Genomic DNA, 11,387 nt, shown 5'->3' with positions numbered 1-11,387 from the left:
TTGGCAGCTAGCGCCGCCCCCCCCCAGCGGCAAGTAGAACTCCGACGAGGACGGCCGTGCGGAGCTTATGGAGCTTGGGCATGCTTCCTCCTAACATCGGTGACGAGGGACGGATTCGCCCCTCAATTAAGGGTGACATTAGAGGCGGGTTCGTGCAACCGGAACTGTTGTGGCGTTGACGTGGCGATAGCTCACCAGCCCGAGGAGCCGGGGCTGGCGTGCCAGAGCTTGCGGGAGGTGAGGGATTCGCCTGGGGGGCGAGTGTCGGCATACGGGCTCTGCTGGAAACCGCTGGCGTGCACCAGGACTCGGCGCTTGCCGCCGGACTCGGCGACGCCGGTCCGCTCCCCCGTGACCGGGTTGCCGCGGGCATCCAGCGGGATATCCGTGGCGGCGAGGGCGTCGTGGACGGCGTCGATGCCGCCGGTCAGCCAGGCCTCCCAGAGAGCCGAGAGTTCCCAGGCGCCGGTGGCACGCAACGAGATTCCGCGGGCGCCGGTGCGGCGGGTGAGGCCGCGCACGAGGAGCAGCCAGGAGTGGAAGACGATCTCGGCATACGGGCCCTGGACATCCTCGAAGAAGGTCGAGTCGGACGGGCCGGTGCCGTCCTCGAGGGTGAGGAAGACGACCCGGCGCCCCGAGCGGACCGGCGGGGTCTGGGTGGCAACCTTGACCCCGGCGACCAGGATGGTGGAGCTGCTGCGGGCGGCGAGCACGTCCTTGCTCGCGGTGACACCGAGGGCGTGCAGCATCGGGGCATAGAAGTCCATGACGTGGCCGGTCGCGTCCAGGCCGAGGATGTCGAGCTCGGCCCGAATCCGTTCGGGCACAGCCATATCGGGCAGCCCGCAGCCGGCGCTCAGCTGCGGCTCGTCGCCGAGGTCGAGGCACAGCTGAACCGGCTCGGCCCGCACCGGCGCCGCCGCCTGCGACTGGGCGGCAGCCAGATCGCGCGGATCGAGCCCGGAGGCCACGCCCTCGGTCACCAGCCGCGCGGGTCGCGCCCGCCGCCGCCCGGTCCGTATGCCGCGATCCCACCGGTCGAGCTCGGCCACCCCGAGCAGGATGTCGCGGCGGGTGATCCGCCCGTGCCGGCCCAGGCCGCTGCCGCCAGAGCCCATGCCATACATCGCATCGAAGCCGCCGGCAAGGACGAGCTTGTCGACGATCGGCCGGGAGACCTGGGCGCGATGCCAGAAGTCGGCAAGACCGGCAAACGGCTGGCCGGCGACGACGCGGGCGACCTCGGCCTCGCTGATGCCGCTGACATCGCTGAGCGACAACCGGATTCCCCAGCCGCGGCCGTCGGCCATCCCGGGCTCGGGCTCCGCCGGGGGATGCCAGGCCGTGCCGAGCGGGGCGAGGCGCAGCGCGCTGTCGGCGGGGTCGAGCCGCTCGACGCGATAGCTGTCGCCGGAGGCGTTGACGTCGAGGCCGAGCACGGCGATCCCGTGCACCCGGGCGTCGTCGAGGATCAGCCGTTTGGGATACATCCCCGGGTCGTGGGTCAGGACGCCGGCGAGGAAGTGCGCGGGATAGTGGGTCTTGAGCCAGGCACTCTGATAGGTCGGCAACGCAAACGCCGCGGCGTGCGCCTTGCAGAACCCGAACGACGCAAATGCCTTGAGCACCGCCCAGATCCGGTCGACGTCCTCGGGGGCGTAGCCGCGGGCAACAGCCGCCGGGCGCCACCACACCTCGATCTCCTCGATCCCCGTGGGGCTGCCCATCGCCCGGCGCACCTCGTCGGCCTGGGCGAGCGAGACCCCGGTCGTCTCGGCGATGATCCGCAGCATCTGCTCGTGGAAGACGACGACGCCCTCGGTCTCCTGGAGCGCGGGAATCAGTGTGGGGTGGAGGAATTGGGCCTCGCTCCACCCGTGCCGCGCCTCCAGGAAGGGTCGGATCATGTCGGACTTGACCGGCCCGGGCCGGAACAGCGAGATGTCGATGATCAGGTCCTCAAACCGCACCGGCCCGAACTTGCCGATCAACTCCCGCTGCCCCGGACTCTCGATCTGGAAACACCCGAGGGTATGGGTCGTGCGGATCATCTCGAACGTCGGCTCGTCATCCAGCGGCACCTGGTCACGATTGTCCAGATCGACGGACTGCCCTGTGGTGCGCGCGATTTCGTCCACGGCATACGCCATGGAGGACTGCATCCGGATGCCGAGGACGTCGAGCTTGAGCAACCCGAGGACCTCGACATCGTCCTTGTCGAACTGGCTCATCGGGAACCCGAGCCAACTCGATTCGACCGGAGTGCGGTCCAACAGAGTGCCATTGGAGAGAATCACCCCGCAGGGGTGCAGGGCGATATGCCGCGGCAGCCCGTCGAGCGCCTCGACGAGGTCGAAGAGCGTGCCCAGCTGGGCGCCGTCGAGACCGCGCTTGCGCAACTCGGGCAGGTCGGCGATCGCCTGGCGGGCATCACGAGCCCGGATGTGCGGGAACGCTTTCGCGATCTCGTCGACCTCGATCGGCGGCATACCGAGGGCGGAGCCGACGTCGCGGATGGCGTGGCGGACCTTGTAGGTGTCCATCATCGAGACGCAGGTGACCCGCTCGCCGCCGAACCGGTCGAGGATGCGCTGATAGATCTCGGTGCGGCGGGCGGACTCGACGTCGATGTCGATGTCGGGCAGCTCGGCGCGCAGCGGGGAGCAGAACCGCTCCATGAGCAGGTCGTAGCGGATCGGGTCGATGCCGCTGATCCCGAGCAGATAGTTGACCAGGCTGCCGGCGCCCGAGCCCCGCGCCGCGACCCGAACCCCCATCTCGCGGATCAGGTCGACGACCGTGGCGACGGTCATGAAATAAGTTGGATAGCCCAGCGCGGCAACGACATTCAACTCTTCTCGGAGACGCGACTCGATCGTATGCCGCTCGCTCTCGTTCGCGCCCGGATAGCGGGTCGAAATCGCGGTCTGGCAGCGCTCGGCGAGCACCCGCTGCGGGTCGACACCAACCGGTATGCCGATCACCTCCGGCTCGGGCAGGTGCACCGCGCCGATGCCGAGGTCGTGGCGCGGGCTCTGGGCGCACTGCATGGCCAGGGCGAGGGTGTCGGCGATCAGCCGGTCGGCGCGCTCGTGGGTCGTGTGGCCGGCCCGCTCGGCGACCTCGCGGGCGATCCGGTGCATGGTCGCCGTGGTGGCGAGGTGGCCGGCCTCGGAGACCCGGTCGAGGTGGCGCCGGTCAAGCAGCACCAGGCGCCGGGCGGCGTCGAGGACGTCGACGATCCGGGCGTCGACCGGGTCGATATGCCGCACCGCGGAACTCAGGATTGCTGGTATGCCGCGCTCGTCGGCCAGCGAGAGCATCCGCGCCGCGTGATTGCGCGACCCCGGCGTCCCATCGGGGCCACCGTGACAGACGACCTCGACCACCAGCCCGTCGCGGGGCAGGATCTGCCGCCATTCCTTCACCAGCGCCCGTGCCCCGGCCCGGTCGCCGCGCAACACCGCACGCCCGACATCGGAGTCGGGCCCCAGGAGGACGACCAGCCGAGCCGGCTCAAGCGGGTTGCCGGAAAGGGGGGCGGGGGGGTGGCTGGGTCTGGCGGGAGCGGGAGGAAGCGCAGCGACCGACCGCGGATGGTCTTCCGCCCCGCCCCCCTTACCGACAACCCGCGCTCTCGCCGATCCGCTGGATCCCCATTCCTTCGTCGCGGCACCGGTGGCGAACGCGGCGACCCGGAACGGCGTGCTCACCGGGTTGCCCCGCTCGCCGCGCAGGTGGGTGTCGGTGACCAGGCGGCACAGGGCGGCCCAGCCGTCGGAGGGCGCCAGGCCGGTGGCCGGGCCGTGGGCACCGGAACCATTGGCAAGCACGGTGACCCGGGGCAGGCGCGGATCGACGATCGCTCCGCCACGGGCCGGTGTCCGCGGCGGGCGGCGGCGCGGGTCGGGCGGGGAGTCGAGGATGCCCCCGGCCATCGCCAGGTCGATTCCGAGCACCGGCGCGAGCCCGGCCTTGGCGGCCGCCTGGACGAATCGGACCGCGCCATACAGCCCGTCGCGGTCGGTCAGCGCGATCGCCGGCTGGCCGTATTGCGCCGCCCGCTCGACCAGCGCCTCCGGGGTTGCCGCGCCATAGCGCATCGAGAACCCGGAGGCGAGGTGCAGGTGGGCGAAGTCGGTCATCGAGATCCACCCCCGGGGCTCCGTGCGCTAAACTAAGATCGGATCGACTCTATAAGAATCGAAATTCAGTTTAATAATACCCCTCTCTCAGGCGGCCGTGTCAACCCCACGTCGCGGATTCGGCGGCAGGCAGGTTTGGATCATCGGCGGGATGTAACGCCCGCGCACTTAAGGGCAACTGCGTCGCTCGACCCGACGACGGCATCAGTCACGACGGCAAGGAGTCCTCCCCATGACCGACCTCGACCACCTGCTTCGGCGCGCCGACCCCGCCCCCGCCCAGGTCGACCAGGGCGTCCTTGTGGACGCGTGGGCCCGCATCGCCGCCGAAGTCCACCCCGACTCGCCTACGTCCGACTGGCCCACTCCCGCGACGCAGCGGCAGCGGCGCCGTCGCAAGGTGCTCGCCCTCGCCGGCGGGTTGATCCTCGGCGGCGATGCGCCAGATCGCCGCCGACGCCCTCGCAGGGACGGCCAAGTGACCTTGTCCGAGACGGAGTTCGAGCGGCTCTACCGAGAACTCGCGCCGCGCGTGCTCGCCTACCTCACCGGCGGGTCGCTGCCGCGGACGCCCCGGACTTGTTGGCCGAGACCTTCCTCGTCGTCTGGCGCCGCAGCGACATCCCCCGCGCGGATGCCAGGTTGGCCTGGGTCTTCGGCGTCGCCCGCCGGCTGGTCCTGGCCCATCACCGCGAGGGCGCGTCCCGACCGGTGCTCACGGCGGCACCGCCCGAACCGGATCGACCGAGCCCGGCCAGCGATTCCTCCGAACGCGTGGCGGCGGTCCAGGAGGCCCTCGCGACCCTCGGCGATGTCGATCGCGAGCTGATTCTGTTGACTGTCTGGGACGGGCTGACCCCGGCGCAGGCGGTGGCATCCCTCGGCGTCACCGCCGGGGCGGCTCGGGTCCGTTTGCACCGCGTGCGAGCGCGGCTGGAAGACCAACTCCGGCCAGCGGTGAATCAGCCGGTGGTGAGCCAGCCGGTGGTGCTAGCCAGCGGTGAGGTAGCCGGTGGTGAGCTAGCTGCCCGCCGGCGGGACCTGCCGGGTCACCGGCACGAGGCGTTGACAAGGCGCAGACCTGCCTCGGGTGAGTAGTCTGGGCGCGGCTTCGAAATCGACCGGCCGAGATCCAGGAGCGCCCTTGTGAACCGTCGCATCGCGAACTGGCAGCGACCTCGGAGAGGTCCGTGGGCCAGACCCAGCACCATCGCCGCCAGGCCGTCGCCACGCCCGGCTTCGGAATACGCGGCTGCGGAATAGCTATGGTCATCCAACACGTCGTCGCTCCCCCCAGCCGGGCCGGGATGTTCCTGGTCTTCAGCCTGCAGGAGGGCGCCGAGACGCAGATCCGGCAGTTCCTCGCCGACGCGCCCGGGCTGGTGCGCGGGGTGTCCTTTCGCTACCCGGCCGATCAGTTGCTGTGCGTCCTCGGCCTGGGCGCCGGACTTTGGGACCGGCTGTATGCCGCACCGCGGCCTGCGCACCTGCACCCGTTCGCCGCGATCGAGGGCGAGCGGCATACGGCTGTCTCGACACCGGGCGACCTGTTGGTGCACCTGCGGGCCGACCACATCGATATCTGCTTCGAGATGGCGCGCCAGGTCGAGGAACGCCTGCGCGGGTTCGGCCAGGTCGTCGATGAGGTGCACGGGTTCAAGTTCTTCGACGATCGCGACCTGCTCGGCTTCGTCGACGGGACCGAGAACCCCGAGGGCGCCAAGGCGGTCGCCGCCGTCACGGTGGGCGCGGAGGATTCGGGGTATGCCGGATCGAGCTATGTGATCGTCCAGAAATACCTGCACGACCTGGACGGCTGGCGTGCCTTGAGCACCGAGGACCAAGAGCGGGCCATCGGGCGCTCGAAACTCGAGGACATCGAGATGCCCGAGGAACGCAAGCCGAGCAACTCCCACGTCGCGCTCAACACGATCACGGCTGCCGACGGCACCCAGCGCCAGATCTTCCGCGAGAATATGCCGTTCGGCGCGATCGGGACGCGCGAGTTCGGCACCTACTTCATCGGGTATGCCGCCGACCCCGGCATCACCGAGGAGATGCTGCGCAATATGTTCCTCGGCAAACCCGCGGGCAACACCGACCGCATCCTTGACTTCTCGACCCCGGTGACCGGCTCGCTGTACTTCGTGCCGACCGAGGCCTTCCTCGACGACCAGCCACCCGGCCGTGCAGAAGACGGCCCGGGACACTGATCCGGCCTGGCGCCCAAACGACCTCACCCCGCGGGCGTCAGCCGCAGCGGCGCGGACGAACGCCCGGCACGCGGGGGCAGGCCGAGCGTGCCGCGCACCAGCTCGAGGAAGTCGGCGGCGGCGCGGAGCAGGTCGTCGGCCTCACGGGCAGTGGCCAGCTCGATGCCGTCGGCGATTGCCCAGCGCCGGCGCGAGGAGTAGGCGAAGAACTCCGCCCACTCGACCAGCTCCGGCGCGATCGCCGGCACCAACTCCCAGATATTGCGCGGACTGCCACCGCCGGCACGCGGTGGATGGGCGGCGAGCACCGCGGCGGCCGCGCGCAGGGCGGCGAGGTGCGCCTCGGCATACCGCTCGGTGATCTGGCCGGCGTGGCTGGCCTCGACCAGGCTGGCCGCCGCACCCTCCAACAGGTCGAGGGCCGAGGCCACCCGGGCCGCAGACAGCGCTGTGGTCGTCACAGTTGTGGTCGTCATCGCTTTCTCCGTCAGTCCTGGACGCGCAGCAGCGTCCACGTCGGTGTCTCCGCTTGCAGATCGGTATCGAGGCCGATGTCATAGATCCCCGTCCCCGACGACCGGCCCGCCGCGGCCTCGACCCGCCAGACCGTCCGCTCCCCGGTCCGCGGCGCCCCGGCGGGGTCCTGCCACCACGAGCGGCGCTCGGTCCAGCGGTCGATCACCGAGCGCACGGCATACAGCCGCCCCCGCCAGATGAAGGCGCGCATGACCTCCTCGCGGGCATCCACCTCGACCGGCTCGTCGTAGCGACGTCCCATCCCTGACCCTCCTGTCCACGCGGCACACCCCCGGCAGGTGCCGCCGACTCATAACCACCGACTCACAGGGTCGACCACGGCACCGACAACCGGCATACTAGATACCGCATAGGAACGCTGATTCGGAGAACATATTTCCTATTACGACTCTACACCAGGACGCCGGCCAGTCAAGGCAGAACCCGGCCCCGACCCCAAGGTCCGTAAAAAGTTCGGCACGCGTTTCGGCCACGTGCGGGCCTCGCATGCGTCATCCTGTTTCCCGGCCGGTAACAAAGCCGGCCACACCGTCTCCCCCACCGGAGGAAGCATGAAGACGCCTCGCTTGCTCGCCGCCACCACCGGCCTGCTCACCCTCACCGCCCTCGCCGCCGGCGCCCCGACAGCCTCCGCGCGCCCGATCGGCGCGAGTGACGCGGGCGCCGCCTGCGTGACGCACACCGACTCGGTCAACTACGGGCGCTCCGTCAAGGGCGGAAACCGCCTCGACCCCAACACCCTCTCCCCCGACGCGGCCGCCGCGCTCGAGGCCCGCTACGCCAAGGACCGCGCCAGGAGCGACGCGCGCTTCGCGGCGACGACGGTGAACGTCTTCTTCCACGTGATCACCGACGGCGCCAAGGGCAACCTCAGTGCGACCATGATCAACAACCAGATCAGCGTCCTTAACAGCGCCTATGCGGGAACCGGTTTCAGCTTCACCCTGGCCGGGACGGACTACACCAACAACGCGACCTGGTACAACGGCCTGACCAATGGCACCACCGCCGAGCGCGCCATGAAGACCGCCCTGCGCACGGGCACCATGGACGACCTCAACCTCTACTCCGCCAGCCTCGGCGGCGGCCTGCTCGGCTGGGCAACCTTCCCCAAGAGTTCGTATGACGTGATGGACGGCGTCGTCCTGCTCGACCAGTCCCTGCCCGGCGGCACCGCATCGCCCTACAACCTCGGCGACACCGCGACCCACGAGGCCGGTCACTGGTTCGGGCTCTACCACACCTTCCAGGGCGGCTGTAACGGCCAGGGCGACTATGTCGCCGACACCCCGGCCGAGCGGTCGGCGGCCTACGGCTGCCCGACCGGCCGCGACAGCTGCCGCAACAAGGCGGGCAATGACCCGATCAAGAACTTCATGGACTACACCGACGACGCGTGCATGAACACCTTCTCCGCGGGTCAGATCTCGCGGATGCAAGGGCAGTGGACGACCTATCGTCAGGGCAAATAGCACACGAAGCACAGCCGGGCGGTGCCAGGCGCCGCCCGGCAGGTCGGGAACCGCAGCGTCGCACGAGCGCAGCAGCCACCGGTTGGGAGCACGGCCCCCCACTTGCGCACCAGCTATCGGATCATTGCCACCACTGTTGGTCGTCGTAGCTCGCCGGCAGGGCGGGGTTGACAACGTATAGAGCACCAGCAACCAGAAGGACCACAACAGACACGACCAGACGGGGCCACGACCCTACGGGATGGAAAAGCATGACGCCTTCCAAGCGCGGGAAGGCAGCACCAGCAAGGAGGCAGGCAAGTGCGTACGCGAGCATGGCACACCACGCCAGTGGCACTGCGACCCATCGCATGCAAAGCAGAGCCAATCCAAGGCCGCCGACGAAATGCGCTGGCTCGCGAAACAGCGCCCCATTCTCGGGATGTATGGCCGCACTAATCGCCATCAACGCCACGCCGTACAGGGCCAGCCCGGCAAGGGCGAAGGCTCGGCTGGGCCGCAGATCCCGAGACGCTGTCCGCTCCATGGTGGGGACAGGCGAGCCGAGAAGGGTCGCGCTCGCAATTCCCATGACAACGGATATGAGAGCGCTCGCCAGCAGCGGCACGTACACGTCGCCGAGCACCGGTTGCAAAGACGGGATCTGGAGCGCGCCAAGCGCTATCGATACCATTCCGAGAACGCCAATGACTAGGACGCCCAGGCGTGCGCGCCTCATCCGGAAGAATAGCCTCACGCAGGCCGACACTCCCGTGGCAAGGCCGCAGCGAACCAGTCCCACTGGCGCGCGTTCGACCAACTCTCAATTTCGCTCACGTGCTCGAGGGTTTGCCCCTTAGTGGGCACCAGCCGACCACTCAGCCATTGCTCTCGTGCTATTGCGCTGGGGTCACTGGCTGGCTGCCCGCAAGAGAGCCACAATAGATAGCCTTGCGCGATAGCGGAGCCAACATCAGTGCGCGTCGCATGCGGAGTTCCGAGATAGAACGATGCTGCTCCCGGTTCGGGAGAAGCAGATTCCTGCCAACGCGCGGGGGCCGGAAGGCCATTACGGTCGAGTGCCAGCAGGGCGTTCACGACCGCGAGAACATCAGGCTGTAAGGCAGCGTGGTCCCGCCAGAGGCACACGTTCACGTGGCACGAGGAGACCGCAGCCGGATCCGCTGGCAGAATCCACCGCTGGGGAGATCCCAGCAAGAGCAAGGGGGTAGCGGCAAGAAGTGGAGCAGTCCCCACGAGCAACATGCGCCCCGTGAGCCGACGCTGAAACGCTACGAGCGAAAAGAATATAAGCGACCCGAATAACGCAAGCTGACGGAGGCCGGTGGGCGTGTTGAAGACCATTCCGGGAGGACCATAGGTGGAGTCGAGAAGTGTAAAGAGGGCGGGCCTTGACTCCGGCCCAACGCCCAAGTAGCCAATCAGTAGGGCGGCACCAAGCGAGTTGAATAGGAGCCCAATCAAGACTGGAGTATGACGTCCGATAGCTAGCGCGGCTCCGACGAGGGCTAGCATCGAAAGATAGCCGATTGCCAGCGGAAGAACGGGCGGCCACACGGCCGAATTTGCTCGACCCGTGGCGACCGTTGCTCCGAGCACGACGGCGACATACGCGAGCGTGGGCCACGTGGTCGACGCCGCGAACTGAACCACGCCAATTCGGAGCGGGCTTTGCGCCGATCTTTCTGGGGCAAAGAAGCTTTCTGGGTGCCTGTCGCGGGCACCGTCCAACCCAGTCGCAGCCAGTGCGACAGGTAGGGCAAGGCCCACCGCATTCATGACAGCGACGGCGGTTGACGCGCTTCCGCCGACCCACCCTTGATCGGCGGTGAGGCTCAGGAGCGCGATGGCAGCGGTGAGCGGGGCTCCATAACGGGTCCAGCTGATACGCAACAGAATTCGGTAGGCACGCATCGCTAGACGCCCGCGATCAAGGGTCAAGAAGCCACCCTCCAAACGCATCGCGGCGGGCGTGTCGATAGGTGCGAGTCGGCGCGTACCTTCGGCTGTACCGCTAAAGAGGATGCGACCGCCGTGGATAACGACGACCCCTGGATCGAAGTGGTCGACCTCGGCGAGTTCATGTGTGCTAAAGACCAATGCGCAGTCTTGCGCAGAGCGACTGATAATGCGACGCAAGCCCGAACGTTGTTCGGGATCGAGTCCGACCGTGGGTTCGTCGAGCAGCAGGAGCTTAGGGTGAGAGACGATCGCACACGCCAAGGCGAGCCGACGGCGCATACCGCCCGACAACGTGCCAGCTTTGGCGCGGGCATGGTCCGCGAGTTCAACCATAGCGAGGCACTCTTGTTGACGCAGGACGCCACCCTGGCCGCACTTCAACCACTGGGCATAGGCAATGGCGTCACCGACGCGGATGTGCCCCGGTAGGCGGGGGTCTTGCGGCAGGTAACCGATGGTGGCCAGTTGCCGTCGATCCCACCGGGCCGACATAGTGGCGCACCCCAGTGTTATTGATCCGCTCCAGGGCGGGAGGTCTCCCGCCAAGGAACGGATCAACGTCCTCTTACCGGCGCCGTTAAGGCCGAGAAGCGCGGTGATCCCTGCATCCAACGCGACGCTAATGTCGAAGAGCACCTGGCGACTCCCGTATCCCTGGGCGAGCCCTTGGATGAGGACGCTAGTACCGGGCACTAATCCAGCCTGAGCCACTGCCCGAATTCGGCCTGTCGGTGACTCCAACACTGAAGTGGTAGCGAGCATTCGGCCACGTCAGCCCAACAACTCCATACTGGCCATCGCAAAAGCGAATATTCGATCCACTTGCGACGGTGACGTCGGGAGGGAGACCAGGGACATCCCGCATGAATTGGAACTTATAGCGGTTGTTGCAGTATCCGGACGGCGCATCCGTCCATACGGCACCATTGGACACGCTGGGTAAGATAGGATCGTCCGACGAACTCCCTGGGAGTCGTTGAGTTCCGTAAATAAACGCATTGAAATACCGCATGTACTCAGCGCCAAATGCGGGCGCTGAGATCAAACTAAGGGCG

9 protein-coding genes are annotated in these 11,387 nt (G+C 68.0%); 3 read left to right on the top strand and 6 right to left on the bottom strand.

The annotated features are described in order from the left end of the window. Nucleotides 1-191: 191 nt before the first annotated feature. Both V9G19_RS05110 and V9G19_RS05105 read right to left on the bottom strand, forming a co-directional pair. A complete protein-coding gene (locus tag V9G19_RS05110; protein WP_462284412.1) occupies nucleotides 192-4,148 on the bottom strand; it encodes a DNA polymerase III subunit alpha in 3,957 nt (1,318 codons plus the stop codon). 208 nt (nucleotides 4,149-4,356) lie between these two features. After that, nucleotides 4,357-4,626 (bottom strand): hypothetical protein, encoded by a 270-nt coding sequence (locus tag V9G19_RS05105; RefSeq protein WP_462284411.1) that lies wholly within the window; start codon nucleotides 4,624-4,626, stop codon nucleotides 4,357-4,359. Between the two features lie 101 nt (nucleotides 4,627-4,727). On the opposite strand from V9G19_RS05105, the gene V9G19_RS05100 reads away from it, so the two are divergent. After that, nucleotides 4,728-5,246, top strand: coding sequence for an RNA polymerase sigma factor (locus tag V9G19_RS05100; RefSeq protein WP_462284410.1), 519 nt, complete (start codon nucleotides 4,728-4,730; stop codon nucleotides 5,244-5,246). Between the two features lie 167 nt (nucleotides 5,247-5,413). Next, nucleotides 5,414-6,361 (top strand): Dyp-type peroxidase, encoded by a 948-nt coding sequence (locus tag V9G19_RS05095; protein ID WP_462284409.1) that lies wholly within the window; start codon nucleotides 5,414-5,416, stop codon nucleotides 6,359-6,361. A gap of 23 nt (nucleotides 6,362-6,384) precedes the next feature. Here the strand turns inward: V9G19_RS05095 and V9G19_RS05090 are convergent, their stop codons facing one another. Further along, nucleotides 6,385-6,837 carry an SAV_6107 family HEPN domain-containing protein gene (locus tag V9G19_RS05090; RefSeq protein ID WP_462284408.1) on the bottom strand — a complete coding sequence of 151 codons (453 nt, stop codon included), beginning with the start codon at nucleotides 6,835-6,837 and terminating at the stop codon, nucleotides 6,385-6,387. Between the two features lie 11 nt (nucleotides 6,838-6,848). Then, on the bottom strand, nucleotides 6,849-7,139 hold the full coding sequence (locus V9G19_RS05085) for a DUF6504 family protein (protein ID WP_462284407.1): 291 nt from the start codon (nucleotides 7,137-7,139) through the stop codon (nucleotides 6,849-6,851). Nucleotides 7,140-7,449: 310 nt separating this feature from the next. Here V9G19_RS05085 and V9G19_RS05080 point away from each other — a divergent pair, with 310 nt between their 5' ends. Beyond that, on the top strand, nucleotides 7,450-8,370 hold the full coding sequence (locus V9G19_RS05080; RefSeq protein WP_462284406.1) for a zinc metalloprotease: 921 nt from the start codon (nucleotides 7,450-7,452) through the stop codon (nucleotides 8,368-8,370). Nucleotides 8,371-8,491: 121 nt separating this feature from the next. Here the strand turns inward: V9G19_RS05080 and V9G19_RS05075 are convergent, their stop codons facing one another. Further along, nucleotides 8,492-9,043 carry a hypothetical protein gene (locus V9G19_RS05075; RefSeq protein ID WP_462284405.1) on the bottom strand — a complete coding sequence of 184 codons (552 nt, stop codon included), beginning with the start codon at nucleotides 9,041-9,043 and terminating at the stop codon, nucleotides 8,492-8,494. A gap of 59 nt (nucleotides 9,044-9,102) precedes the next feature. Further along, complete coding sequence (locus tag V9G19_RS05070; protein WP_462284404.1) at nucleotides 9,103-11,094, bottom strand: ABC transporter ATP-binding protein; 1,992 nt, start codon at nucleotides 11,092-11,094, stop codon at nucleotides 9,103-9,105. Between the last annotated feature and the right edge of the window lie 293 nt (nucleotides 11,095-11,387).

It is taken from the genome of Nostocoides sp. (assembly GCF_037045025.1).
In the GTDB taxonomy this organism is placed as follows: domain Bacteria; phylum Actinomycetota; class Actinomycetes; order Actinomycetales; family Dermatophilaceae; genus Nostocoides_A.
This window is presented reverse-complemented; position numbering and strand designations above follow the sequence as displayed.